General features: G+C 66.1%; 21 protein-coding genes. 15 read left to right on the top strand and 6 right to left on the bottom strand.

Going from position 1 to position 25,556, the window contains the following annotated elements:
- Positions 1-33: 33 nt before the first annotated feature.
- Both GNZ21_RS11300 and trmB read left to right on the top strand, forming a co-directional pair.
- A complete protein-coding gene (locus GNZ21_RS11300) occupies positions 34-1,953 on the top strand; it encodes a penicillin-binding transpeptidase domain-containing protein (RefSeq protein ID WP_157324406.1) in 1,920 nt (639 codons plus the stop codon).
- An 11-nt stretch (positions 1,954-1,964) separates the two neighbouring features.
- Positions 1,965-2,804, top strand: coding sequence for a tRNA (guanosine(46)-N7)-methyltransferase TrmB (gene trmB, locus GNZ21_RS11305; protein ID WP_157324408.1), 840 nt, complete (start codon positions 1,965-1,967; stop codon positions 2,802-2,804).
- A gap of 110 nt (positions 2,805-2,914) precedes the next feature.
- Here trmB and GNZ21_RS11310 read toward each other — a convergent pair whose 3' ends face one another.
- Entirely contained in the window at positions 2,915-3,238 is a 324-nt protein-coding gene (locus GNZ21_RS11310; RefSeq protein WP_157324410.1) for a winged helix-turn-helix domain-containing protein, read from the bottom strand.
- Between the two features lie 238 nt (positions 3,239-3,476).
- On the opposite strand from GNZ21_RS11310, the gene GNZ21_RS11315 reads away from it, so the two are divergent.
- Together GNZ21_RS11315 and GNZ21_RS11320 are read left to right on the top strand one after the other, a co-directional pair.
- A complete protein-coding gene (locus GNZ21_RS11315) occupies positions 3,477-4,496 on the top strand; it encodes a hypothetical protein (RefSeq protein WP_157324412.1) in 1,020 nt (339 codons plus the stop codon).
- A 291-nt stretch (positions 4,497-4,787) separates the two neighbouring features.
- Positions 4,788-6,263, top strand: coding sequence for a PQQ-binding-like beta-propeller repeat protein (locus tag GNZ21_RS11320; protein ID WP_198346012.1), 1,476 nt, complete (start codon positions 4,788-4,790; stop codon positions 6,261-6,263).
- Between the two features lie 161 nt (positions 6,264-6,424).
- Here the strand turns inward: GNZ21_RS11320 and GNZ21_RS11325 are convergent, their stop codons facing one another.
- Complete coding sequence (locus GNZ21_RS11325; protein ID WP_157324416.1) at positions 6,425-6,613, bottom strand: DUF6458 family protein; 189 nt, start codon at positions 6,611-6,613, stop codon at positions 6,425-6,427.
- 151 nt (positions 6,614-6,764) lie between these two features.
- Here GNZ21_RS11325 and GNZ21_RS11330 point away from each other — a divergent pair, with 151 nt between their 5' ends.
- The 4 genes from GNZ21_RS11330 to GNZ21_RS11345 are packed head-to-tail and all read left to right on the top strand — an operon-like array spanning position 6,765 to position 11,223.
- Positions 6,765-6,983, top strand: a complete 219-nt coding sequence (locus tag GNZ21_RS11330; protein ID WP_157324419.1) for a heavy-metal-associated domain-containing protein — start codon at positions 6,765-6,767, stop codon at positions 6,981-6,983.
- Entirely contained in the window at positions 6,980-9,370 is a 2,391-nt protein-coding gene (locus GNZ21_RS11335) for a heavy metal translocating P-type ATPase (protein WP_157324421.1), read from the top strand. The genes GNZ21_RS11330 and GNZ21_RS11335 overlap by 4 nt, the downstream gene beginning before the upstream one ends.
- Positions 9,371-9,398: 28 nt before the next feature.
- Positions 9,399-10,301, top strand: a complete 903-nt coding sequence (locus GNZ21_RS11340; protein ID WP_157324423.1) for a DMT family transporter — start codon at positions 9,399-9,401, stop codon at positions 10,299-10,301.
- 4 nt (positions 10,302-10,305) lie between these two features.
- A complete protein-coding gene (locus GNZ21_RS11345; protein ID WP_229659508.1) occupies positions 10,306-11,223 on the top strand; it encodes an EamA family transporter in 918 nt (305 codons plus the stop codon).
- Between the two features lie 16 nt (positions 11,224-11,239).
- Here the strand turns inward: GNZ21_RS11345 and GNZ21_RS11350 are convergent, their stop codons facing one another.
- The 3 genes from GNZ21_RS11350 to GNZ21_RS11360 all read right to left on the bottom strand — a co-directional run bounded on the left by GNZ21_RS11350 (position 11,240) and on the right by GNZ21_RS11360 (position 13,365).
- Positions 11,240-11,674, bottom strand: a complete 435-nt coding sequence (locus tag GNZ21_RS11350) for an NUDIX hydrolase (RefSeq protein ID WP_157324425.1) — start codon at positions 11,672-11,674, stop codon at positions 11,240-11,242.
- Between the two features lie 71 nt (positions 11,675-11,745).
- On the bottom strand, positions 11,746-12,357 hold the full coding sequence (locus GNZ21_RS11355) for a LysE family translocator (RefSeq protein ID WP_198346013.1): 612 nt from the start codon (positions 12,355-12,357) through the stop codon (positions 11,746-11,748).
- A 9-nt stretch (positions 12,358-12,366) separates the two neighbouring features.
- On the bottom strand, positions 12,367-13,365 hold the full coding sequence (locus tag GNZ21_RS11360; RefSeq protein ID WP_157324427.1) for a DMT family transporter: 999 nt from the start codon (positions 13,363-13,365) through the stop codon (positions 12,367-12,369).
- On the opposite strand from GNZ21_RS11360, the gene GNZ21_RS11365 reads away from it, so the two are divergent.
- Positions 13,364-14,761, top strand: coding sequence for an aminotransferase-like domain-containing protein (locus tag GNZ21_RS11365; protein ID WP_157324429.1), 1,398 nt, complete (start codon positions 13,364-13,366; stop codon positions 14,759-14,761). The two genes, GNZ21_RS11360 and GNZ21_RS11365, sit on opposite strands and share 2 nt — an antisense overlap.
- 214 nt (positions 14,762-14,975) lie before the next feature.
- On the opposite strand, the gene GNZ21_RS11370 is transcribed toward GNZ21_RS11365, so the two are convergent.
- Positions 14,976-15,944 (bottom strand): LysR family transcriptional regulator, encoded by a 969-nt coding sequence (locus GNZ21_RS11370; protein WP_157324431.1) that lies wholly within the window; start codon positions 15,942-15,944, stop codon positions 14,976-14,978.
- A 129-nt stretch (positions 15,945-16,073) separates the two neighbouring features.
- On the opposite strand from GNZ21_RS11370, the gene GNZ21_RS11375 reads away from it, so the two are divergent.
- The 6 genes from GNZ21_RS11375 to GNZ21_RS11400 all read left to right on the top strand — a co-directional run bounded on the left by GNZ21_RS11375 (position 16,074) and on the right by GNZ21_RS11400 (position 25,556).
- On the top strand, positions 16,074-19,637 hold the full coding sequence (locus GNZ21_RS11375; protein WP_157324433.1) for a bifunctional proline dehydrogenase/L-glutamate gamma-semialdehyde dehydrogenase: 3,564 nt from the start codon (positions 16,074-16,076) through the stop codon (positions 19,635-19,637).
- A gap of 99 nt (positions 19,638-19,736) precedes the next feature.
- Positions 19,737-21,224, top strand: a complete 1,488-nt coding sequence (locus tag GNZ21_RS11380; RefSeq protein ID WP_229659507.1) for an amidohydrolase — start codon at positions 19,737-19,739, stop codon at positions 21,222-21,224.
- Between the two features lie 87 nt (positions 21,225-21,311).
- Positions 21,312-22,046: a TetR/AcrR family transcriptional regulator gene (locus GNZ21_RS11385; protein ID WP_157324435.1), complete on the top strand. Its 735-nt coding sequence runs from the start codon at positions 21,312-21,314 to the stop codon at positions 22,044-22,046.
- Positions 22,036-23,238 carry an Acg family FMN-binding oxidoreductase gene (locus GNZ21_RS11390; RefSeq protein ID WP_157324437.1) on the top strand — a complete coding sequence of 401 codons (1,203 nt, stop codon included), beginning with the start codon at positions 22,036-22,038 and terminating at the stop codon, positions 23,236-23,238. Before GNZ21_RS11385 ends, GNZ21_RS11390 begins: the two co-directional genes overlap by 11 nt.
- A gap of 162 nt (positions 23,239-23,400) precedes the next feature.
- Positions 23,401-24,474 carry a FecCD family ABC transporter permease gene (locus tag GNZ21_RS11395; RefSeq protein WP_188503689.1) on the top strand — a complete coding sequence of 358 codons (1,074 nt, stop codon included), beginning with the start codon at positions 23,401-23,403 and terminating at the stop codon, positions 24,472-24,474.
- Positions 24,471-25,556, top strand: coding sequence for a FecCD family ABC transporter permease (locus GNZ21_RS11400; RefSeq protein WP_188503688.1), 1,086 nt, complete (start codon positions 24,471-24,473; stop codon positions 25,554-25,556). Before GNZ21_RS11395 ends, GNZ21_RS11400 begins: the two co-directional genes overlap by 4 nt.

Below are 25,556 nucleotides of genomic sequence, written 5' to 3' on the forward strand. Positions count from 1 at the left end.
CAGCAGGTGGGGACCAGCACGTAGACTGAACGGGTGAAAATTTCCAGGTGGGCAGGCGGCGTCGTACTCTGTGCCGCTGTGCTGAGCCTGGCCACCTCCTGTGGTCAGGAGGAGGAACGCACGGAGCCTGACGGTGCGGTCCAGGCCACCGCCGATGCCATCGCCAGCGGCGACTTCTCCGAGCTGCCCCTGGCCGAAGGTTCGGCGCAGACCCTGGCTGATGCGGCCGAGAACCTCCACGAACCCTTCGGCGAGTTGACCCCCGAGGTCCAGGTCAGCGAGATAGAGGTAACCGAACCTGCTGAGGATTCGGTGCGCCCGCCCACTGCTGAGGCCACCTTTGAGCACAGCTGGGACCTCGAGGAGATCGGCGTGGAGGGTGAAGAGTGGAGCTACACCACCACCGGCTCCTACACCTACGATGAGGAGACCGACACCTGGCTGCTCGACGGATCCACCCAGCTCCTGCTGCCCGGCTATGCCGGCCACGAGCCGATCAGCATCTCCACCACGGCCCCGGACCGCGGCCGGATCATGGACGGCACCGGACGCTCCATCGTGCACAACCGCGATGTGGTGCGTATCGGGCTCGACAAGACCCAGCTGGAGTCCGAGGAGGAACAGACTGCCGCCGCCCGGGAACTGGCCCAGGTGGTGGGCATCGACCCGGAGACCTATGAGCAGCGGGTGCTCTCCTACGGCGAGCAGGCCTGGGTGGATGCGATCACCGTCCGCATCGACGGCGGCCACGTCAGCGCCGCCGATGTGGAGGACATCCCCGGGGTGCACCTGATCTACGAACAGATGCCCCTGGCAGAACGTGCCGATTTCGCCCCCAATCTCCTGGGCCGGGTCGGTGAGGTCACCGCCGAGCACCTCGAGAACGATCCCACCCTGAACCCAGGGGATATGATCGGGCTCTCCGGCATCCAGTCGGTGCACGAGGACACCCTGCGCGGCAGCCCCGGTATGCGGATCACCATGGGTGAGACCGAACTGTACTCGGTGGCTCCCCAGGAGGGGGAGGACGTGCACACCGGCCTGCTGCCGCGGGTCCAGGACCTGGCCCAGGACATGGTGGACGAACAGGAGGTCACCGCGGCCATCGTGGCCATCCGGCCCTCCACCGGGGCCATCCTGGCTGCGGCCAGCCACAACACTGAGTCTTCCTCTGTGGACACTGCCACCCAGTCCACCTACGCGCCCGGCTCCACCTTCAAAGTGGTCTCCGGGCTGGCCATGCTGCGTGACGGGCTCAGCCCCAGCTCCACCGTGCAGTGCCCTAACTCCGTGATCGTGCACGGCCAGCAGTTTCAGAACGTGGTGGGCTTCGACAGCCAATATGTAGGCAGCATTCCCTTCAGCACCGCCATGGCAGTCTCCTGCAACACCGCCTTTGTAGCAGCCTACGACGACGTCACCTCCGCTGATCTTGCCCAGGCGGCAGTTGACCTGGGCATGGACAACAACGTAGGTATCGGAGTCCATGCCATCAAGGCGCAGGTCCCGGAGGATGCTGAACTGAACCTGCATGCCTCAAACCTCTTCGGCCAGGGCACCGTGGAAGCCTCAGCCCTGGGAATGGCCGCAGTCTCCGCCTCAATCGCCGACGGGCGCACTGTGCACCCATGGCTGGTGGAGCGTGAGGACCATCCCGCAGAGGGCGGGCTCACCGAGGATGAGGCCGCGGCTCTGCGGGAGTTGCTCAGCGGGACCGTCGAGTACGGCACTCTGAGCTTCCTGGACCCCATCCCCGGCCCCCACGTCTACGCCAAGACCGGTACGGCTGAGGCCGCCGGAGACGCCCCGCACACCTGGGTGATCGGCTCCCAGGGGGATCTGGCGGTGGCGATCTTCCTCGAAGAGGGCGAATGGGGCTCCACCGATAACGGCCCGCTGCTGCGCCAGTTCCTCATCGAGGCCGGTGAGATCCTCGAAGACTACGAGGATTAGACTTTCTCCCTATGGCCGAAACTGAGCAGAGACATCACCGTAAGCCGCTGTCCTTTGTGCGGCGCTCCAACCGGCTCAAACCCAGCTATCAGCGGGCCTGGGACACCGCACTGGGACGTGAGCTGCTTGATGTGCCCACCGGGGACCGGGACACTGCCGTGGCTGAGGGGTTCAGCATCGACTGGGCGGCCGAGTACGGCAGGAGGGCCCCGCTGATCGTGGAGATCGGCTCCGGCTCCGGGGAGGCGGTGGCCGCTGCGGCCGCGCACAACCCGGACACCGACTTCCTGGCCATTGAGGTCTACCGCCCCGGGGCCGCCCAACTGGCCTCCCGGATCCGGCGCGAGGGACTGAGCAATGTGCGGGTGGCCTGCCTGGATGCGGTGGAGGTGCTGGACAAGCTGCTGCCTGCAGCATCAGTGGCGGAGCTGTGGGTCTTCTTCCCCGATCCCTGGCATAAGTCCAAGCATAAGAAGCGCCGCCTGGTCCAGCCGCTCTTTGTGGAGAAGGCTGCCCGGGTGATCGCTCCCACCGGGGTATGGCGGCTGGCCACCGACTGGGCAGATTATGCGGTGCAGATGCGCGAGGTGATCGGAGCCTCGGACCTGTTCGGCAACCCGCATGCAGGAGAACAGGCCGGGGAGCAGTCCCCGCTGACCGCCGTGCGGCTGGGCGATCTGGACGCTGCCAGCCTGGGCAAGCCCACCCAGCCGCTGCCGCTGGCAGAGGCCCTTGACCACGAGGGCGGTTGGGCGCCGCGCTTTGCTGCCCGGGTGGTCACCGATTTCGAGCAGAAGGCGCTGGAGGCCGGGCGCAGGATCTTCGACCTGACTTACCTGCGGCGGCCTTAAATTTAGCGCCCTGTGAGGCGGGGAACGTAGTGACGCCGACTTTATGGTGTGGAGGCCGCGGCCACTGTTGGAGTACCGAAGGTGAGACACATGCGCCCGCCGCTGGGATATTAGAGCGCCAGGCGATAGCCGCGTTTGACCACAGTCTGCACCGCATCCGGGTCGGGCAGTGCCTGGCGCAGGCGGGAGACCCACATTTCCAGTCCGTGCACCGAGCCGCAGTTCGGCAGCACCCGGAGCAGATGCTCGCGGGAGATGACCGCGCCCTGTGCTTTGACCAGCACGCGCATCACCGACATCGGCCCTGGGGCCAGACGCACCGGCTCCTCACCGGGCAGGCACACCAGGTTGTTGATGATCTCCACCGTGCCCCGTGCTGTGCGCGCGCGCAGATAGTGGTGCTCCTCCACCACGTCCCGGGCCAGTTCCCCCATAGTCACCTCCTCGCTGACTCAGCGTAGGTCCAGGCCGTTACCCGCCCTTGACGTCGGTGTAAACCCAAGGTGACCGACTTCCCGCACTGCGGAAGCGCAGCGGCGACAGCACTGCGTCCCGCTTCCGCCGCACCCGAATCCGGACACATTCGACACTCAGGGTTGCAATCGCAAATTACTTGGTTTACAGTTGCAACGTAACCATTTGCTGGAGCAAACACACTGGAAGGTGTTGATCATGGAGCCGAACGCAGCTCAGACCCGGACCGCCACCCGCAGCCTGCGCCGTAGGGCACTCTCCGCCTGTGCTGCAGGTGCAACGGCACTCGGAATCACGCTGGGTGCCGCCGCGGTGCCGGCCCAGGCGGATGTCTACGAGGGTCTCGATGAGGAGATGCTCGACCAGCTCATCACCCAGCTTCTGGAGGAGCTCGAGAATGGTGGCGAGTTTCCTGAGATCCTCGACCAGGCCGCCGCCGATGATGATGACTCGCCGGAGGATGAGGAGGATCAGGATGCCGGCCTCGGATTCGGCTCTGACTCGGAGGGCGAGGACGAAGGGGCAGGGCAGGGGGATCTCGATCAACGCCCTGACCGCGATGAGGCGGAGCCTGAGGACGGGTACAGCTGGATACTCGATGAGCCGATGAGCGGCGATGACCTGGTGCAGGCTCTGCTTGAAGCGGAGGATCTTCCCGAGAACTGGGAGGTGGATCGCCAGTACGTCGATGAAGCCTACGCCCAGGCCTCTGATGCTGATGACATCCAGATCACCGAGGAAGGCGTTGTGGTCGGCGGCCCGGAGAGTGAGGGCTATCTGAACAAGGACTTCAGCCTGACCGGTTTTCAGGTCAGCGCTGAATGCGAGCAGGCGGTCCAGGACTTTGACGACATCAGGGAGGAAACCGAATACCTGGTGATCCTGCCGGTCTCAGTGGACGGCAACTTCGCCATGGTGGCCCTGGCCAGCACACCGGTGGAGCATGACCTCTACTCCGGCTACTACAGCGACATCATCGAAGAGTGCGGCACCTCCATCACCCAGGGCCCGGTCAGCGTGGAGATCGAGCCCTATGAGACCTTTGACGGCTTCAGCGTGGAGTTCAGTGACGGGCTCAGTGCCGAGCAGGTCCACATCGGCGGCGCCAGCTTCGGGCACAACCATGTGTTCTTCGTTGCCGAGGGTGATATCGACTCCGAGGAGATCCAAGGGGTCGTCCAGGCCCAGATCGATGCACTTGACGAGGCGGTGAACTGAGCTGTTCACACCTCGAACAGACCGGGGGAGCGGAAACCACAACTGAATAGTCAACTGAATAGCCGGAGGGTCCCGCGGGGGTGCGGGGCCCTCCGCTGCATGTGTGCGGCCTTCGGCAAGGTCAGCAAATCAGGGGCTTATCGGAAGATCGGCATCTCATGAGCCGCTGATTCTCCGATATCCCTCTGATACGTGGTGTGGCGGCGTCGTACTTCTCCTGCTGTCCATCTGTTGCGAACGATTTGCAAGAACGGATGAAACTAGGTGAGAATGACTTGCATGAACAAAAAGATGAGCACTCTCACCTCAGTAGCACTGATCTCAGCCCTTGCCCTGGCCGCCTGCGGCGATGACAACGGCGAGGCGGAAGAGACGGAGGAAGACCAGGTGGGCACCGCCGATGCTGAAGACGGCGACGACCATGACGATGACGATCATGACGACGATGATCACGGCCACGAGGAAGAGGAGGAGGACGAGGCCGAGGCACTAGAGCCCTCCGACCGCCCCACCCATGAGGCAGGCGGGCCGCAGCCCCGGCTGGTGGTCACCTACGATGGCGGAGTCGCGGTGCTGGACGGGGTCAGCATCGAGGTGCTCGGCGACTTTGACGCCGAGGGCTTTGTGCGCGTGAACAAGGCCGGCGATGGCCGCCATGCCTTCCTCAGTGAGGGTGACAGTTTCCGGCTGATCGATAGCGGCACCTGGGGTGTGCCGCATGGAGATCACGATGACTTCTACACCACCGACCCGTATCTCTCCGATGTGACCTTGGATGGTGAGACCCCTGCCCATGTGGTCTCCCATGACGGTATCGGGGCATTGTTCTTCGACGGCACGGGGGAGTATCACGCCATCGACCTCTCGGAGCTGGATGTGGAGGCCGATGCGATCGAGACCATCGCGGATTACGAGACTGAGGGGGTCCACCACGGTGTGGCCGTGGTCAATGAGGACGGCTCCCGCTTGGAAACCCTGGAGGACCGCTCTGGCGCTCGGTTCCTTGATGCAGACGGGGAGGAGATCGCCCGCAGCGAGGAATGCCCCGGGGTCCACGGGGAGGCTGCCGGCCCAGAGGGCATTATCGCCGTGGGCTGCGAGGACGGCGTGCTGGTCTGGGACGGGGCTGAGTTCGAGAAGCTGAGCACCGGCGAGGAATACTCCCGCATCGGCAACCTTTTCCCGGCCGAGGGGTCGCCGGTCTTTTTGGGCGACTACCGCACTGACCCAGACGGCGAGGAGCCGATGACCTCAGTGGCTCTGGCCAATGTGGAGACCGGCGAGATCACCACCGTTGACGTGGGCTCCCCCTACAACTGGCGCAACCTGCAGCGGGGGCCCGAGGGTGAGGCCCTGGTGCTCACTGAGGATGGTCAGCTGCACATCATTGACCCCGAGACTGGTGAGACCCTCGACCAGATCCAGGTGCTGGACGAGTGGACCGAGCCCGAGGAGTGGCAGACTCCCCGGCCAGCCATCCGCGCCAACGGTGACCTGCTCTACATCACGGACCCGGACAGCCAGCAGATCCATCTGTTGGACCTGGCTGAGGGTGAGATTATCGCCACCGGTGAGGTTGACTTTGTGCCCAACGAGATCATCGTGCTCGACGGCCGCGCAGTAGAGGGTGTCTCTTCCGATTACGACGACGATCACGGACATGACCACGATGGGCATGACCACGATCACGACCATGATCACGACGACGATGACCACGACGACCATGATCACGACCATGACGACGAGGATGATGATCACGATCACTGATCCTCGATAAAGACCCCCTCTTCACAGGTGCGATGAGGGCGAACCCCTGACGCATGCGGGTCAGGGATGGAGGGGTCCGGCAGTCTGCGCAATGCAGGGCGCACTGCCGGGCCGCTTCTTTGTGCTCAGGACTTCACCAGGCGGTAAGGAGCGCGGACGAGCTACACCCCCGGATCGCGGGGATGGGCGGAGCGGCCGCGCAGGACGAGTCCGGCGATGAACCCGACCACGCCTGCGCCCATCAGGATGTAGCCGACCATGGTGAGGTCCACGGCGTCTATGCGGTCGGCCACCGCGAAGCTGAGGATTGCGCCGATCACAAACAGAACGATAGATCCGCCGATGGTCATCGGAGGCCTCCTTGGTTGGGGTTCGGTTGCAACAGTCCTGAGCGTCCAACACCACTCTTGGGGGAACCTGGGCTGGACGTTGACCCCAGCTTGACGTGTGCTCTTCGGCGTCTGAGGGAAGATGGCGTCGTCGTCGGCTGTTGCCACCGGTATGACTACCAAGAATTTCACTGTCACCGGAATGTCCTGCGGCCACTGTGAATCCGCGGTGCGCAGCGAGCTGGCCGAGCTCACAGGGATCGAAGAGATCGCCGTCTCAGCCTCCACCGGTGAGCTCAGGGTCACCCTCGCTGAGGGTGCAGACCTGCCGGACTCCGCCATCATCGAAGCTGTCGACGAGGCCGGCTACCAGGCAGTGCCCGCACCATGACCCAGGACGCCTCCTCCCGCACCGAGGCCCAGCGCATCGAGCTGGCCATCGGCGGAATGACCTGTGCGGCCTGCGCCAACCGGGTGGAGAAGAAGCTCAACAAGCTCGAGGGCGTCACCGCCAGCGTCAACTACGCCACGGAGAAGGCCTGGATCTCCGTCGCCGAGCCCAGCACTGCGGATGACCCTGACCGGCAGCAGTTCCTCGATACCCTCATCAGCACTGTGGAGAAGACCGGATACACTGCAGAGCTCCCCCCGGATGTGGCAAGCGACGACGACGCCGCCGGCTCCCCAGCTGCCCGAGACCTGAAAATCCTGCGGACCCGGCTGATCATCGCCGGAATCCTCACCGCACCTGTGGTGCTCTGGGCCATGGTCCCAGCCACCCAGTTCGACTACTGGACCTGGGTCTCACTGGCGCTGAGCCTGCCGGTGGTGCTGTGGGCCGGCTGGCCCTTCCACCGCGCCGCCGCGCTCAACGCCCGCCACGCCACCGCGACTATGGACACCCTGATCTCCCTGGGTACTTTGGCTGCCTTGGGCTGGTCGCTCTACGCTCTGCTCCTGGGTCATGCCGGAGACCCGGCCATGCGCCATGAGTTCAGCCTCTTCGACGAGCCCTACTGGCTCTCGGGGCACTCCATGGGTGCTGCGAATGTGTACTTCGAGGTGGCTACTGCCGTCACCACCTTCCTGCTGCTGGGCCGATACTTCGAGAAGCGCTCCAAGGCCAGCGCCGGGGCCGCGCTGCGCTCGCTGCTGAACATGGGCGCCAAAGACGTCGCCGTGCTGAAAGAGGGCCGGGAGATCCGGCTGCCCATCAAAGAGCTCTCGGTGGATGACCAGTTTGTGGTGCGCCCGGGGGAGAAGATCGCCACCGACGGCACGGTGGTCTCCGGAGCCTCAGCAGTGGATATGTCCATGCTCACCGGAGAGTCGGTACCGGTGGAAGTTGCCCAGGGCGACCCGGTGGTCGGGGCCACCATCAACACCTCCGGCCGGCTGGTGGTCCGCGCCTCCCGCATCGGCGCTGACACCCAGCTGGCTCAAATGGCGCAGTTGGTGGAGCAGGCCCAGTCCGGCAAGGCCGAGGTGCAGCGGCTGGCTGACCGGATCTCCGGGATCTTCGTACCCATCGTGCTGCTGATCACCGCCGTGACCCTGGTCCTCTGGCTGATCCTGGGTGCCCCGGCCGAGGCTGCGTTCACCGCAGCGGTCGCCGTGCTGATCATCGCCTGTCCCTGCGCCCTGGGACTGGCCACCCCCACTGCGCTGCTGGTCGGCACCGGACGCGGCGCCCAGCAGGGCATTCTCATCAAAGGCCCGGAGGTGCTGGAATCCTCCCGCGGGCTCGACACCGTCGTGCTGGACAAGACCGGCACCGTCACCACCGGGGCCATGCAGGTTACCTCCCTGCTCTCCGCCAGGCAATGGGGTGGTGAGAATGAGGGCTCCCGGTTGAGCCGAGCGAAGACCAGCGCTGGTGCTGAGTCTTCCGAGGCGATTGAGGAGAGTGAGCGAAGCGACTCCCAGCTGCTGCGCCTGGCCGGCGGGCTGGAGTCCGCCTCCGAGCATCCGGTGGCTCGCGCGATCACCAATGCGGCCCGTGAGTCCCTGGGCTCCACCCAGGGCACGCTGCCGCCACCCTCCCAGTTCCGCAATCACGAGGGCCGTGGGGTATCCGGCATCGTGGAGGGTCACCAGGTGCTGATAGGCCGCCGGCACCTGATGGGAGCCCACGGCGTCGTACTCCCTGAACAGGTCAATGGACTGATCTCCCGCGCAGAGTCCCGCGGGTCCACCGCCGTGCTGGTCGCCGTGGACGGGGAGTTCTCCGGGGTGATCACCGTGGCGGACACGGTGAAGCAGACCTCCGCTGAAGCCGTGGCGCAGCTCAAGGCCCTCGGTATGGAGCCGGTGCTGCTCACCGGGGACAACCAGGGGGCTGCACAGCGCGTGGCCGATGAGGTCGGCATCCAGCAGGTAATCGCTGAGGCTCTCCCCGAGGACAAGGTGCAGGCCGTCAAAGAGCTGCAGGCCGCAGGCAGGACCGTGGCCATGGTCGGCGACGGGGTCAACGACGCCGCTGCCCTGGCCCAGGCGGAGCTGGGGATCGCCATGGGCACAGGAACAGATGTGGCCATCGACGCCGCCGATATCACCGTGATCCGCGGTGACCTGCGCTCAGTGGCCGATGCGGTGCGGCTGTCCAGAAAGACGCTGCGCACTATCCGGCAGAACCTCTTCTGGGCCTTCCTCTACAACACTGCGGCCATCCCCCTGGCGGCCGCAGGTCTGCTCAACCCCATGTTGGCCGGAGCCGCCATGGTGCTCTCCTCACTGTCGGTAGTGGCCAACAGCCTGCGCCTGCGCCGCTTCGGCTGAACTGCGGCCCCCGTTCTAGAATGCGGAAGTGATTACTCCCGGGCGCGGTGTGGCGCTGATGCTGCTGGGTTCGCTGGCCATGGCGGGCTCGGCCTCCATCATCTTCAACCTCGGTGCCGAGCCGATGACTGTGGCAGCCTTCCGCTGCCTGCTGGCCGTTCCTATGCTGCTGCCTCTGGTGCTCTGGGAGCTGCGCCGGGTGGACCGGGGCCAGGCGCTGCCCAAGTCCACCCTGATCGGGGCGGCCGTGGCCGGGGTGGCCATCGGGGTGGACTACAGCTTCTACAACACCTCCATCGGACTGATCGGCCCGGGCCTGGCAACAGTGCTGATCAATATCCAGATTGTGATCCTCCCGCTGATCGCCTGGGCGCTGGAGGGCACCCGGCCTATGAAGCAGCTGGCGGTGATCGTGCCGCTGATGGTGCTGGGGGTGGCGTTTGCGGCAGGTGCATTCGACGACGCCGCCCTCAACTGGTTCGGCATTGTGGCCGGGCTGATTGCCGGGGTCGCCTATGCCAGCTATCTGGCCATCATCCGCAGGACCTCCCCGCCCACTATCCGACCCGCTCCGTTCACGGTAGTGACCATCGTCTGCCTCACCGCCGGGCTCACTGCCGGTGGTGCCGCCGTGGTCTCCGGCCGCTTTGAGCTGCCGGGCGCCGGGGTCGACTGGCTCTGGCTGGTCGCCCTGGCCTTCGTGGGGCAGGTGGTGGTCTACCTGTGCTTCAACATTGCGATGACCGGTCTCAACGAGGTGCTGGCCAGCACCCTGATGCTGACCGGGCCGATCTTCGCGATCCTGCTCGGCGTGCTGCTGTTCAGCGACATCCCCACGGCCTGGCAGTTGGCCGGATGCGCAATGATCATCGCCGGAGCCTGGTGGGCCGCCGCGGCGCAGCGGCGCAATCATCAGGCCGGCGGAGAATAGTGCAGTGAGCAGCAGACTCGAAGGTAGGCCGGGGCGGGGATTCGCCCTCATCGCTACCAGTGCGGCCAGTACCCAGACCGGGGCTGCGGTGGGGTCCTTCGCCTTCGGCACCCTGGGCCCCTTGGGGGTGGTGGCCGTGCGGCAGATTGCCGCTGCGATAGCTCTGTGCTCCATCTCCCGCCCTTCATTGCGCAGCTTCACCGCCTCGCAGTGGAGGGCGGTGGCGCTGCTGGCCTTCTTCTTCGCCACGATGAACGCCGCCCTCTACACCGCCCTGGATCGGATCGGACTGGGCATGGCGGTGACCATTGAATTCCTGGGACCGCTGGGGGTCGCCATCTGGTCCTCCCGCCGAGGCCGGGACATCTGCGCGGCCGGACTGGCGCTGCTAGGGGTGATCGTGCTGACTCGGCCCAGCCCCACCACCGACTTTCTGGGCATCGGTATTGCTCTGGTCGCTGCCGTTTGTTGGGCCGGCTATATCCTCACCAACCGGGTGGTGGGTCAGCGAGTCCAGGGGGTGCAGGGCACTGCAGCGGCCACCATCCTCTCCTCGCTGGGCATGTTGCCAGTCCTGGCCATCATCGTCTGGCATCTCCAGCCCCCGTTCGAGGCCTACCTCTTCGCGGCAGTGGCCGGGCTGCTCTCCACAGCGGTGCCCTACGCCTTGGACCTGATCGTCCTGCGGCACATCAGCCCGCTGGTCTTCGGGGTCGGGATGTCGCTGAACCCTCTGTTCGCTGCCGTGATCGGACTGCTTCTGCTCCAGGAGCAGCTGCCGCTGATTGCCTGGGGCGGGATCCTGCTGGTGGTGCTCAGCAATGGTCTGACCCTGACCGGAACAGGTTCCGCCGCCGGTGCTGCCCCCCATGTGAAGATGCTCAGGCGCCGCTGGCGCCGCCGGCCCCGGAGGAGCACCTGAGGGTGTGGGCTGCGGGTCAGCGGATCAGACCGGCCAATCTGCGGGCAGTGTCGATGAGCTCCACCCGTTTCAGACTGTCGATCTCGGGTTGGGTGAACCAGGCGACGTCGTCTGTGGAGCCCTCGGCCTCTGCGGTGAGCTGTCCGCCGGTGATATGTGCCCGGTAGACGATCCGGAGGTTCTGCAGGGGGATACCTGCCCGCTTGGACTTCTTCAGCCGCTTCTCACCAGGGACCACCAGATTGTCGATGCCCAGCAGCTCGTCAATCTCCACGTGATATCCGGACTCTTCGAAGACTTCGCGGACCGCGGCATTAGCCGGATCCTCTCCGGGGTCGATGCCGCCGCCGGGCAGGGCCCAGCGATGATCGAACTCAGCGGTCAGGCGCGGCAGCAGCATCCGCCCCGTCTCATCGGTGATAACCGCATAGGCGGCGATGCGAATGTCCATAGCTGCGACGCTATCAATTCAGCTGCCTGAGCGGTTGTGCGGGCCAGGTCGTGACGTGCGCGCCGCTGGGACTAGGGAACCGACTCCCAGATCTCGATCACAGCCGGGATGAGTGATACCACCAGCAGCCCGGCCATGACTACGTTGAACGCCCGCATGTGGGCCGGTTTGGATATCACCTTGCCGGCGCCGACGCCCAGCAGCGCCCATACGGCTGTACACGGGGTGCTGAAGAGCAGCGCGACGAGGGCGATCATCAGCACCTCGGCAAAGAAGTTCTCCCAGAACCCGGTGTAGGTGGACACCGCGGCCACCACCAAGGTCCAGGCTTTGGGGTTGACGAACTGGAACAGCGCCATCTGCACGAACCCCGGTGGTCTGCCCTGCCCACGGGCCTGCACATCAGTGGGGGCCGCAGCAATATGCCATGCCAACCACAGCAGGTAGAGCACCCCGATGGGCCGCAGCACATCCAAGACCCAGGGCCATTGGGTGAGCACTCCGCCCAGCCCCAGGCCCACCAGGATCAGCATCACCGGGAACCCCACATTGACCCCGGCGATGCACGGGATTGTGCGCCGGAACCCGTAGTTGGCCCCGGAGGCCATGGCAATCGTGTTATTCGGTCCCGGTGTCCCGGCTCCGGCTAGGAAGAACAGGATCAGCGGCAGAAACGTCGTCACAGTCAGAACCTACTTCCCCGCCGTGAGAACGGCATCCTCAGTGCAGCTTTTTCCACCAGCCGGACTCATCCTGCGCCGGCTGAGGAGCCGGGAGTTCACCGCCGCAGCCGCACAGAGGATGACGATGCCGCCGCCCCCTACCGTCAACATTGTCAGCGGCTCGCCCAACAGCAGGGCAGCCCAGCACAGACTCATCACCGGCTGCACCAGCTGAACCTGGCTGATCCGGGATACCGGACCGATGCCCAGCCCCCGGTACCAGGCGAAGAAGCCTAGGAACATGGACATTACGCCCAGATAGAGGAACGCTCCCCACTGCGCGGCAGTGCCCGAGGGCGGCTGGTGCAGCGCAGCCAGCACAGTGAGCACCACCATCAGCGGAAGGCTCATCACCAGGGCCCAGGAGATGGTCTGCCAGGCGCCGAGTTCGCGGGCCAGCAGGCCCCCTTCGGCGTATCCGAAGGCAGCCACGATCACAGCAGCCAGCAGCAGCAGATCAGACCAGTGCAGTCCGCCGAATCCCCCACCGTGAACGGCGGAGAAGCACACTGCGGCCACGGCCCCGCATCCGGTGGCTATCCAGAAGAGCACACCGGGGCGCTCCTTGGCCCGCAGCACGGCCACCACTGCAGTGGCCGCCGGAAGCAGCGCGATGACCACTGCCCCATGGCTTGCGGTGGAGACGGTCAGGGCGTAGGAGGTCAGTACCGGGAAGCCGAGGACTATCCCTGCTGCCACCACTGCCAAACGGGCCCACTGCCTGGTGCGGGGAAGCCGCTGCCGCAGCAGTCCCAGCGCTAGTGCTGCGAGCACCCCAGCGATCACGGCTCGGCCGGTGCCTACGAACATGGCGTTCAGGCCATCATCCGCCACGGCGATCCGGGTGAGGGGAACGGTGAGTGAGAAGATCCCCACCCCCAGGAGGCCCCATAGGACGCCTTGGGCGGGAGACCCCGGTGTGAGTAGCGGTGTCGGGCTAGAAGAAGTAGCGCTACTATCTATTTTCATGCAACAGGATAGCAGTCAGCGGATCATCCAGGGACTCTGCCGATGGATCGATGCCGCATCGCCGGGGGCCAAGCTGCCCAGCACCCGCAGCCTGGTTGCGGAGTACTCCGCCAGTCCGGTCACCGTGCAGAAGGCGCTGCGCAGCCTGGCCGCGCAGGGGCGGGTAGAGACTAGGCCGGGGGTGGGCACCTTTGTGCGCTCAGTCCGGCTGGCCCGGGCTCATGACTACTCCTGGCAGACCGGTGCACTGGGTGCCGGCCGTAGCCGCTCAGTGCAGATGGCCGCCGCACTGCGCCCGGCCCGCCCCGGCACTATTGATCTCAGCTCAGGGTTTCCTGATCCGCAGCTGCTGCCGGAGCGGCTGATCCGCGCCGCCTTCAGCCGAGCCGCGCGGAACCGTTCCTTCCTGACCGGCCCCGCGCCTGCTGGGATGCAAGAGCTGCGCGCCTGGTTCGCTGCGGAGCTGGCTGCCCAGGTGCCCGCCTCGCTGGCCGCGCCCACCCCGGATGACGTCGTCATCTTTCCTGGCAGCCAGGGCGGGCTCAGTGCCGCCTTCCGTTCCCTGGCCGGGCCGGGGGAGCCGCTGATCATGGAATCACCTACCTACTGGGGTGCGATCCTGGCCGCGGCACAGGCGAATGTGGAGATCGTGCCGATCCCTAGCTCCTCTGAGGGGCCGGACCCGGCTGATCTGGAGCGGGCCTTCGCGCAGACCGGCGCCCGGGCGTTCTATGCCCAGCCCAACTATGCCAATCCCACCGGCGCGCAGTGGAGCCGGGAGCGGGGCCAGCAGGTGCTGGAGACGGTCCGCCGGCATAAAGCCTTCCTCATCGAGGATGACTGGGCCCATGACTTCGGCATCGATTCGCAGCCTCAGCCGCTGGCCGCCCAGGATGAAGCTGGTCATGTGGTCTATCTGCGCTCGCTGACCAAAAGCGTCTCCTCTGCGGTCCGGGTGGCCGGAGTAGTGGCCCGCGGCCCGGTCCGGGACCGACTGCTGCATGCCGCTCAGTCGGAGTCCATCTACGTCAGCGATATGCTCCAAGCCGTGGCCCTGGATGTGGTCAGCCAGCCTGCCTGGAAGAGCCACCTGCGCGATGTCACCGAGCAGTTGGGCTCGCGGCGCGACCTGCTGCTGCGCAGCCTCGCCGAGTCTGCGCCCCAGCTGAGCGTGGCGACCCGGCCCAAAGGTGGGCTGAACCTCTGGGCGCGGCTGCCCGACGGGGTGGACCTGGATCAGTTCGCCCGCCGGGCTGAGATGGAGGGGGTCAGCCTGGTGCCCGGAGATGAGCTGTTCCCCGCCGAGCCGGTGGCCCCCTATGTGCGCCTGACCTATGCCGGGCGCGATCCAGGCAGCTACCCAAAGGCGGCCCAGATGCTCGGCCGCCTGCTCTGAGGGCCTCGCCGCGTTGGCTGCGCAGCCTGTGCGGTACTTCGCGGGCATATCAGCCAGAAATGCTGCACACACTGCGCACTCGATGGCTGGTGGGCGGCGGCGGAGGACGTCTGCGGGGGAAGACGGCACCGGGTTGCGGCTGCGGCGGAGTGAGGCACCGGGTCGCGGCATCGGGGGACGGAAGCACCGGCTCAGGCAGCGGGAGAGCGGCAGCTCAGGGCAGCGCAGCGTTGAAGGCCTGGGTCAGGGCCGCACGGCAGGCTGTCACCGCCGGTGACTCCGTGGAGGAGCGGCGGGCTGTGGTGAAGATGGTGCGCACCGGATCCTGAGGCAGCGGTTTGAGAACCACGCCGGGTTGGGCTGAGTCACGCTCGGCCCCGGCTCCACCCCAGCCGGGGCGATTGACAGGGGTGAGCGCAGCGCCGCTGCCCAGCCCCCGGCCGTTGAGGAACAGCTCGGGCAGGATGCCCACCGCCAGGCCCGCGCCGATCAGGCGCAGATGCGAGCTCAAGTCATCAGTGGTGAACCGGATATCCGGTTCAAAGCCCAGCGCCCGGCACTGCTGCAGCGACCACTGCCGGGAGGCGGTGCCGGCCGGCTCCATCACCCAGGGATAGGCATCCAGATCCTCAGGCTCCAGCTGAGCCAACTGCGGCGGAACCACCAGCCAGAGCCGATCGGTGCCCAGCGGCACTACTTCGAACTCCGCCTGCTGGGGTCGGCTGATCCCTGGGTACTGCTCGGCCACCACCAGGTCATGACGCCGCCCGGCCAAGTCAAACAGCGCCTGCTCCGGGGGAGCCTGGACCACCTCCACCCGCAGCTCCGGGTGCTGGGCCTTCAGCTGACTCAGCGCAGCAGGCACCAGGGCCAGGCCCACCGACTGGAACACCGACAGCCTCAGCAGCCCGCCCAGCTCCGGCTCCGCGGAGGACAGGCTGCGCAGTGCCTCATCCTGCATATCCAGCATCGCCTTGGCGTGCTCGGCCAGCCGCAGCCCGGCAGTGGTGAGCTGCAGGGTCCGGCCGCTGCGCTGAAAAAGTGAGGCCGCGGCGTCGTGCTCCAACTGGGCCAGCTGCTGGGAGACCGTGGAGGCGCTGTAGCCCAGAGCGGCGGCCACCCCTGAGACCGTCCCGCGCAGCCGGAACTCATGCAGCAGATGCAGGCGGTGAAGGTTGAGCATGATCAGACCATACCGATAATCCGATGCTTCCAGAAGATGCCATTCGGTTTTCCCGAAAGCTCGGCGGCCTCTCCGTACCCTGGGAACAGGCCACCCCCCGGCCAGCCGGACTAGGAGAGGACCCTTCCGATGAGCAGCCCCGCAGCCCCGCAGACCGCCCCTGAAGATCTGAGCAGGCTCTCCGATGCCGCCGTGGAGAAGGTGGCCCAGTGGTTGAAGAAGACCGAGGCCGCCGGGATCAAACCGCACAAATCCGCCAAGACCCTCTCCGCAGTGCTCTCCCATCCCACCGGATTGGACTTCACCGTGGGCTTCGTGGACCGGGTGATCCGCACTGAGGACACCAAGGCCGCCGCCAAAGCGCTCAGTGAAATCGGGGAACTGGCGCCGGACACGCTGGAGGCCCTTGAGCTCGCCCAGATCCGCACCGGCTCCGCAGTGGGCAGGCTGGCCCCCGGCGTCGTCGTACCCGCCGCCCGGAGGCGGATGCGCTCCATGGTGGGCCATATGGTGGTCGATGCCCGGGACAAGCAGTTCGGCAAAGCGGTCAAGGAGATCAAAAAGCAGGGCAATCGGCTGAACATCAACCTGCTCGGTGAGGCGGTGCTCGGCGAACAGGAGGCCGATAAGCACCTGGCCGATACCTACCGGCTGCTGCGCCGGGAGGATGTGGACTACGTCTCCATCAAGGTCTCCTCAATCGCCAGCCAGATCTCCATGTGGGGCTTCGAGGACACGGTGGACTATGTGGTCCAACGGCTCATCCCGCTCTACCAGGAGGCGGCCAAAGCCCCGGCTGGGACCAAGTTCATCAATCTGGACATGGAGGAGTACCGGGATCTGCGGCTGACCATCGCCGTGTTCAAACGGCTGCTCTCGCTGCCTGAGACCAAGAACTATGAGGCCGGGATCGTCATCCAGGCCTATCTTCCGGATGCCCTGGCCTCAGTCCAGGAACTCACCGAGTTCGCCAACGCCCGGGTGGATGCCGGGGGCGCGGGCATTAAGATCCGCCTGGTCAAGGGCGCCAACTTGGCCATGGAACGGGTGCACGCCGATATCCACGACTGGCCGGTGGTCACCTGCGCCTCCAAACAGGCCACCGATGCCAACTACAAACTGGTGCTGCACTGGCTGCTGAGAGAACAGCGGATGCGCGGAGTCCGCCTTGGCGTGGCGGGGCAGAACCTCTTCGACATCGCTTTTGCGCACCTGCTGGGGGTCTCCCGCGGAGTCACTGACCGCCTGGAGTTCGAGATGCTGCAGGGCATGGCCGCCGAACAGCAGCAGACCATCCGCGAGGATGTGGGCCAGCTGCTGCTCTACGTGCCTGCAGTCCGGCCCGAGGAGTTTGATGTGGCAGTCTCCTACCTGGTGCGCCGGCTGGAGGAGAACGCCGCGGCCGAGAACTTCATGTCCGGGATCTTCGACCTGACCCCCGGTTCTGAGGTCTTCACCCGGGAGGAGGCCCGGTTCCGCGCTTCGGTGGCTGAACTGGAACAGCTGGTGGAGGAGTACAGCAGCGGGACAGACAACGACGACGCCGCTGCAGCACCTGCCCCCAGCCACTCCCAGGACCGGCTCGCCGGCGAGGCTCAGGAGCCGGGCGACTACAGTGCGGGGATCCCCGAATTCCGCAATGAGCCCGATACCAACCCGGCCCTGGAGGCCAACCAGCGCTGGACTGAGCAGGTGATCGCCCGGGCCACCCCCGAATGGCTGGCTGAACAGGCACTGCCCGAGCAGCTGGCGGCCGCCGAGGTAGACCCCCTGGTGGAGTCGATGCGAGCCGCCGCTGCGGAATGGGCCGGGCGTCCGGGAGCCGAGCGTGCCGCCATCCTCTACCGCGCCGCTGACATCATGGCCGCCCGACGCGGGCATCTGGCCTCTGTGGCAGCCGCTGAGGTGGGCAAGGCCGTGGCCCAGTCCGATCCGGAGATATCCGAGGCCATCGACTTCCTGCGCTACTACGCGCACTCCGCGCTCGCCCTGGAGGATGTCGAACACGCCGAGTTCAGCCCTGACCGGCTGGTGATGATCACCCCGCCGTGGAACTTCCCGCTGGCCATCCCCACCGGAGGCACCGCAGCAGCTCTGGCCGCCGGGGCCGCGGTGATCCACAAGCCCTCCAATCCCACCCCGCACTGCTCCATGGCGCTGCTGGAGTGCCTTTGGGATGCCGGGGTGCCCCGCGAGGTGCTGCACGGCATCTACCCGGATGAGCGGGAGACCGGCCGCAGGCTCATCTCCCACCCCGGGGTGGACCGCATCATCCTCACCGGTGCCTCCGAGACCGCAGCGATGTTCCGCTCCTGGAAGCCGGAGCTGACCATCAACGCCGAGACCTCCGGCAAGGACGCGATGATCATCACCCCAGCGGCAGACCGCGACCTGGCCGTCTCCGACCTGGTCAGCTCCGCCTTCGGGCACGCCGGGCAGAAGTGCTCAGCGGCCTCATTGGGCATTCTGGTGGGCAGTGTGTACAGCTCCGAACGGTTCCGGCGCCAACTGGTGGATGCGGCGTCGTCGTTGGTGGTGGACTGGCCGCAGAACCTCTCCGCCACGGTGGGGCCGCTGACTGAGCAGCCCTCCGAGAAGCTGCGGCGCGCCCTGACCACCCTTGAGCCCGGCGAGGAGTGGCTGCTGGAGCCCAAGCAGCTCGACGACACCGGCCGGCTCTGGAGCCCGGGCATCAAGACCGGGGTCAAGCCCGGCAGCTTCTTCCACCTCACCGAAGTCTTCGGCCCCGTGCTGGGGCTGATGCAGGCCAAGGACCTGGAGGCTGCCATCGAATACCAGAACCAGACCGAGTTCGGCCTCACCGGTGGCATCCACTCCCTGGAGGCCGAGGAGGTCAGCCAGTGGTTGGAGCAGGTGCAGGTGGGCAACGCCTACGTCAACCGGGGCATCACCGGCGCGATCGTGCAGCGCCAGCCCTTCGGCGGCTGGAAGGCCTCTTCAGTGGGGTTGGGCTCCAAGGCCGGCGGACCCAACTATGTGATGCTCTTCGGCACCTGGCAGGATCAGCCGAACCCGGCTCGAGCCGCCCTGCCGCGCACCGCCAATGAGCAGGTGGCCCGGCTGCTGGAGGCGGTGGAGTCCAAGGGTCTGCTCGGCGATGAGCAGCTGGAGTGGCTCCAGCTGGCCGTGGCCGACGACGCCGCCTGGTGGGATAAGGAGTTCGGAGTAGCCAAGGACCCCACCGGTCTGCGCTCCGAGGCCAATATCTTCCGTTATCTGCCTGAGCAGGTGCTGCTGCGGGTCAGCGCCGATGCGCGCCCGGAGCATGTGCTGCGCGCCGGGGCTGCCGCCCTGGCCGCCGGCTCCCCGGCTGCACTCTCCGCCGCTCCCGGGCTCAGCAGGGTGACCAAGAAGGCTCTCGGGCTGCTGGGTGACCTTCTGGGCAAGCCGGTCAAGGAGGACGACGACGCCTTCGCCTCAGCCCTGGCGGCCGGACGTCATGACGCGCCTGCTGGCGGGATCCGGGTCCGGGTGATCGGCAGCCTCACCTCCCAGGTCTGGGAGGCCACCGCGCCGCGCCCGGCTGTGGCCCTGCTGGATGACCCAGTGACCGCCTCAGGCCGGGTGGAGCTGCGCTACTGGGTGAAGGAGCAGTCCATCTCGATGACCCTGCACCGCTTCGGCAACCCGAGTCCGCGCTTCCACGAACTCGCGGCTCAGCTCAAAGCCTGAGCCTCAGCCCAGCCGCCGGACAATGAGCACGGGGTCCTTCTAGCCAGTACGCTGTGCATGAATAATCGCCTAAGCCGTTGCGCGAGAAAGAGTGCGTGAGTGTCCGATCTGCTGCTCAAAGATGCTGTGATCGCGTCCCCCGGTGCAGCTGCGGGGACCGAGGCCGCGGTGGATGTACTGGTCTCCGGCGGCGTCGTCGTCGCGATCTCTGACCCCGGCCAGCAGCCGAACAGTGCCGCCGAGGTGGTGGACCTAGCGGGGCGCTGGCTGATTCCTGGGCTGTGGGACCATCATGTGCACTTCACCCAGTGGGTGATCCGCCGGCAGCGCATTGACCTGACCCATACCGGCAGTGCCGCAGAGGTGCTGGGCTTGGCGCGTCAGGCAGTGCAGCGGACTCCGGCGGGGAAGACGGTGGTGGGTTTCGGATTCCGTGATGGCCTCTGGCCCCGGCCGGCCCGACTCAGCGAGCTCGACGCAGCCACTGGTGATCACCCGGTGGCGCTGATTGCCGGTGACCTGCACTGTATGTGGCTGAACTCTGCGGCCCAGCAGCTGGTGGGAGTGCGGACTGATGAGACCGGAATCCTGCGCGAAGCAGAGTCCTTTGCTGTGATGGACCGTTTCGGTGACCCTGCCGATCTGACACTGCAGGATTACCAGGATGCTGCCCAGGCTGCCGCAGCTCGCGGAACCGTGGGGGTGGTGGACTTCGAGAACGCCGATAACACGGCACTATGGCCCTACCGAGTGGCCCAGGGTGTGAACCAACTCCGGGTGGAAGCCGCAGTGTGGCCCGACTACCTGGCCCAGACTGTGGATGCGGGTCTGCGGACCGGACAGCAGCTAGACGATTCCGGACTGGTGCGGGTGGGGCCCCTAAAGGTGATCTCGGACGGTTCGCTGAACACCAGAACCGCCTGGTGCTGGGAGCCTTATTCGGGATTGGACTCTTCGCTCCCTGATGCCTGCGGAGGGCCAACGGTGCCGCCCCAGCAGGTGCGAGAACTGATGCGCACCGCCAGAGATGCCGGCATCGACGCGGCCATCCACGCCATCGGTGACCGTGCCAACACGGAGATACTGGACATCTTCGAAGAACTCAGCATGCGTGGCAGCATCGAACACGCACAGCTGCTTCGCTGGGAGGATGTTGAACGCTTCGCCCGCCTCGGCGTCACCGCCAGCGTGCAGCCGGAACATGCCATGGATGACCGCGACGTGGCGGAGGTGTACTGGCCCGGGCGCACCGACCGGAGCTTTCCGCTGCGCAGTCTTGAGGAAGCGGGGGTGGCCCTGCGCTTCGGCTCTGATGCCCCGGTAGCGCCTTTGGATCCCTGGCTGGCGGTTGCAGCAGCGGTCAGTCGCAGCCGGGACGGCCGCGACCCCTGGCATCCCGAGCAGCGCATCGCCGTGGGCGCGGCACTTGCCGCCAGCTCCGGCGGACGCACTGAAGTCAGCGTGGGCGGACCAGCTGACCTGGCGGTGCTGGAGCGGAATCCTTACTTATCCACAGGGGATCAGCTGCGGAGCATGCCCGTGGCCGCCACTCTGCTGGCTGGACGCTTCACCCACCGCGCACTGTAGGGCCATCCTGCTGCTGAATTGAAGGCGTGGGCTGCCACATTTCCGCTGCGAGTTGCACCTGAGTAGAGCATAAGCTCTAATTGGAGCGTGAACTCTAACTCGGCAAGCCTGGGCTCCCAGAACCCCGCTCCTGAACACTCTGAATCCTCACTGCCCGCCTTACACGCCGCGCGCTCGGGGAACCGAAGAAGCACTCGATCTGAGGCCACAAGAACCCACATCCTGAATACCGCAAGAAACCTGTTCAACGAGTACGGCACCGCGGCCGTCAGCACCAACCGGATTGCCGCTGAGCTCGGCATGAGTCCCGGGAACCTCTACTACCACTACGCCGGCAAGCGGGACATCATCCGGGACCTGCTCGCCGAGATGATCGCTCAATACGCCCAGCACTGGGAGCAGGGTGGCGCGGGGGACCAGGTGCCGGGGCTCGATCACCTCCGTCAGGGAATGCTGCACGGCAGCGAACTGGCGTGGCGATACCGGTTCTTCGGGCGCGAGCTGGTGGCACTGTTGCGCGCAGACGCCGAGTTGGCAACCGCCTACCGTCAGGCCTACCAGCACCGGATGGCCCAGTGGTCTGCGGCCGCGGAGCAGCTGGTCCAACTGGGGCTGCTGCAACCGCAGTCCCCCTTGCCGGATCTCACGGCAGCAGTCTGGTTGGTCACCGAGAACTGGTTCACCTTCCTGGAGATCACCGGCGAGGCCGACCGCCCGGACAAGGTCTCGCGCCAGCTCGAGGTTGTCTACGCCGTCCTTGAGCCTCACCTGACACCGGCGGCCCGTCAGCTCTGGAAGGACCGAGATCGCGATGAAGCATGAAACCCAGGGGCAGGATGGTGCAGAGAGCGCCCGGCGCCTCTCTCGCAGGAGTCTGCTGAAACTGGCCGGCGGGGGTGCGGGTTTACTCGCCCTGGCGGGATCTGGTGCCATCACGTGGCGCGCAGTTGACAATGGTGTATTCGCCGAGGGATCCGGGCCCGCCTACGAGCCGTGGAACCTTCCAGTTCCCACCGGGCGGGCAGATTTGGTGCGCGCGGCCATCCTCGCGGCCAATGCACACAACACTCAGCCGTGGATCTTCCGAGTGGCGGAGAGCTACATCGACCTCTTCGCCGATCCAACCCGGACGATCGGGACCATTGACCCGCTGCTCCGGGAGCAACAGCTCTCGCTGGGCTGCGCCCTGGAGAACCTGCTGATCGCGGCACCAGCCCTAGGTCTGCATGCCGCCGCGGAGCTCGCACCGGACCCAAATGACCGTGGACATATCGCGCATATTGAGCTGCGCGAAGCCTCCCGGGAAGCCTCTGCGCTCTATGACGCGATTCCTCTGCGGCATACTGACCGTGCCGCATACCGCACTGACCGCGCCGTACCCCGAGAGACCCTGGACCGCTACCGCAGGGCCGCCGAGGATCACGGCGTCTCACTGGTGTGGTTGAGCGACCCCGAGGCCAGGCACGCCTTCAGTGACGCTACCGTCAGGGCCACCGAGGCGATTATTGCAGATCCGGACCAGGCTGCCGATGACTACCGGTGGTATCGCGCGGACTGGCAGGAGATCCAGACCCTGCGCGACGGCGTCACCATCGATGCCTCCGGGCAGCCGGCACTGATCCGCGGCGCTGCCAAGATCCTGCCCACCACTCAACAGCAGAATCACGACGGCTGGCTGCGCGGTACCCGTGACACCCAGGTCAGCACCGCCGCTGCGTTCGGGGCGCTGGTGGTGGCAGACGGGAACGATTTGGCCGACCGAGTATCCGCAGGCCGCGCCTATCAACGGCTGCACCTGAGGGCTATCGGCGACGGGCTGGCCATGCAGCCCCTGTGTCAGGTCCTCGAGCGGGCAGATCGGGAGGAATCCACCGGGATCGGCGAGGATTTCTCGCGGGAACTGGCCGGACTGTTTCCCGGGCAAGGGCGGGCGATTATGACATTCCGCATCGGATACCCCACCGTGGCCGCGCCGCCGAGCCCCCGCCGGGCGGTGGAGAAGGTTCTCATATAGGCGGCACAGGATTCGCGCCGTCCCAGGCCGGACGGGCACTGAGATCTGAGCGTTTGCGCATTCGGTAACGCAGGAGTACCTTAATTACATTCACTAAAATTCCGGCAAGCTCATGTTGCGTAATCCAGGCCGGGTGGATTCGTCGATAGTACCCGAGGAACCGTGACCGCTCAGACCCTTCCCGCGCGCGCCGATGCTGCGCAGCTGCCCCTGGCATCAGCCGGTGCGCGGCGGCTGTTCGTGGTCGCATCAGGTCTGCTGCTTCTGCTGGGACTGAGCTGGATGAGTCTTTTTGTGGGTTCTGGAGATATCTCGGCAGGCACCGTCAGTGACACGCTGAGCCGATGGGCCGCAGGTGATCTGCCCGTAGGCGCCCGGAACACCACGGAGCTCCTGATCCTGGAACGGCGCCTCCCGCGCACTGTGCTGGCCATCGTCGTAGGCGCAGCCCTGGGGCTGGCTGGTGTGCTGATGCAGGCGCTGACCCGCAACCCGCTGGCGGATCCCGGCTTGCTCGGGGTCAACGCCGGAGCATATGCAGCAGTGGTCCTCGGTTCTGCGGCCATGGGAGTGACCATCGGTTTGGCCCACGTCTGGCTGGCCATTGCTGGTGCGCTCATCACTGCCGTGGCGGTCTACGTGATCGGCACCAGCGGTTATTCCGGCAGCAGATCGGCCAAGCTGATCCTCACCGGCGTGGCCATCGGGGCAGTGCTGAGCGGGCTCAGCTACGCGGTCACCCTGGCGATGCCCACCGTCTTCGACCGAGTGCGGTTCTGGTCCGCAGGCTCCCTGCAGGGGCGCAGCTGGGATGAGCTCAACGCCGTGCTGCCCTTCATGATTCTCGGCGCACTGATCGCAGCACTGCTGCCGCGGGCACTGAATGCGCTTTCCCTGGGTGACGACGCCGCTATCGCGCTGGGTGCCCGTCCCGGCCGGACCCGGGTGGCGGGACTGGCAGCAGTAACACTGCTCTGTGGTGCAGCCACAGCGGCAGCTGGGCCGCTGAGCTTTATCGGACTGATGGTGCCGCACGCGCTGCGGATGCTGCTGGGCCCGGATCACCGCTGGCTGATTCCGCTGAGCCTGCTCGCCGCACCGGCGCTGGTGCTCGCCGCGGACATCCTGGCCCGGTTGGTGGTGGACTCCGAACTTCCTGCTGGTGTGGTCACCGCCTTCCTCGGCGCCCCCGTGCTGATCCTGCTGACCCGCCGAAGGGCGGTGAGAGCCCTGTGAGCATCGACACAACGCCGCAGCTCTTCGGCCCGGGCTCGCGAACCCTGCGCCGTGGTGCCTTCAGCCTGCGCATCCAGCGCCGCAGCCTGATCGTGACCTTCCTACTGCTTATTGCGGCGCTGACAGTGGGCTGGTGGAACCTCATCAGCGGCTCCGCAATGCTGGGCGCCTCCGAGGCCCTGGCTGCACTGCTGGGCACTGCCGATGAAGGAACATCCCGAGTCATCCTGGAATGGCGGGCGCCGCGGGTGGTCTTCACACTGCTGGGCGGAGCCGCCCTTGCCCTGGCCGGCGCGGTCTTCCAATCCCAGACCCGCAACCCGCTGGGCAGCCCGGACATCATCGGTTTCTCCACCGGGGCCTATACCGGTGCATTAGTCGTAGCAGTATTGGGCCTCAGCGGTCTCTGGGCTACACCAATCGGTGCGATCCTGGGCGGGATAGTCACCGGTGCGGCCGTGTATCTGCTGGCCTGGAAGCGCGGGGTCTCCGGGATGCGCATCATCCTGGTGGGCATTGGCGTGAGCATCTTCCTAAGTTCGCTGAACACCTATCTGGTCACCACGCTGCGGCTGGAGGCTGCTATGGCGGTGGCCACCTGGGGTGCAGGTTCAGTCAATGACATCACCTGGTCCCATGTGCTGCCGCTGCTGGGCATTGGAGCAGTGGCCCTTCCGGTGATGCTGGCCAACGCACGGAATATGCAGCTGATGGAAATGGGCGACGACGCCGCATCAGGCTTGGGCATCCACCTGGAACGCACCCGGCTGATCCAGTTCTTCTGCGGGATTGTGCTGGTGGCAGTGGTGACCGCTGCGGCAGGACCGATCGCCTTCATCGCCCTGGTGGCTCCCCAGCTGGCGCTGCGCCTGACCGGTGCAGCCGCCGGCTCATCCCATACCGGACAGCTCATCCCTTCAGCAGCCATGGGTGCGCTGCTGCTGACCCTCAGCGACTCGCTCGCACGCGCCCCTATGATCCCCGTCAGCCTCCCGGTAGGCGTTATCACGCTCATCCTCGGCGGGGCCTATCTTGTCTGGCTGCTGATGAGCATGGGCCGGACCTCCAGGAAAGGAGCCTGA

This window comes from Nesterenkonia alkaliphila, from assembly GCF_009758175.1.
In the GTDB taxonomy this organism is placed as follows: Bacteria; Actinomycetota; Actinomycetes; order Actinomycetales; family Micrococcaceae; genus Nesterenkonia; species Nesterenkonia alkaliphila.

Excerpts from the sequence above, each read along its gene's own strand:
- GNZ21_RS11370 (WP_157324431.1), bottom strand. The coding sequence starts at position 15,944 with ATGCTCAACCTTCACCGCCTGCATCTGCTGCATGAGTTCCGGCTGCGC.
- GNZ21_RS11320 (WP_198346012.1), top strand. The coding sequence starts at position 4,788 with ATGAGCACTCTCACCTCAGTAGCACTGATCTCAGCCCTTGCCCTGGCC.
- GNZ21_RS11310 (WP_157324410.1), bottom strand. The coding sequence starts at position 3,238 with ATGGGGGAACTGGCCCGGGACGTGGTGGAGGAGCACCACTATCTGCGC.
- GNZ21_RS11390 (WP_157324437.1), top strand. The coding sequence starts at position 22,036 with ATGAAGCATGAAACCCAGGGGCAGGATGGTGCAGAGAGCGCCCGGCGC.
- GNZ21_RS11325 (WP_157324416.1), bottom strand. The coding sequence starts at position 6,613 with ATGACCATCGGCGGATCTATCGTTCTGTTTGTGATCGGCGCAATCCTC.
- GNZ21_RS11315 (WP_157324412.1), top strand. The coding sequence starts at position 3,477 with ATGGAGCCGAACGCAGCTCAGACCCGGACCGCCACCCGCAGCCTGCGC.
- trmB (WP_157324408.1), top strand. The coding sequence starts at position 1,965 with ATGGCCGAAACTGAGCAGAGACATCACCGTAAGCCGCTGTCCTTTGTG.
- GNZ21_RS11330 (WP_157324419.1), top strand. The coding sequence starts at position 6,765 with ATGACTACCAAGAATTTCACTGTCACCGGAATGTCCTGCGGCCACTGT.
- GNZ21_RS11365 (WP_157324429.1), top strand. The coding sequence starts at position 13,364 with ATGCAACAGGATAGCAGTCAGCGGATCATCCAGGGACTCTGCCGATGG.
- GNZ21_RS11335 (WP_157324421.1), top strand. The coding sequence starts at position 6,980 with ATGACCCAGGACGCCTCCTCCCGCACCGAGGCCCAGCGCATCGAGCTG.
- GNZ21_RS11360 (WP_157324427.1), bottom strand. The coding sequence starts at position 13,365 with ATGAAAATAGATAGTAGCGCTACTTCTTCTAGCCCGACACCGCTACTC.
- GNZ21_RS11350 (WP_157324425.1), bottom strand. The coding sequence starts at position 11,674 with ATGGACATTCGCATCGCCGCCTATGCGGTTATCACCGATGAGACGGGG.
- GNZ21_RS11375 (WP_157324433.1), top strand. The coding sequence starts at position 16,074 with ATGAGCAGCCCCGCAGCCCCGCAGACCGCCCCTGAAGATCTGAGCAGG.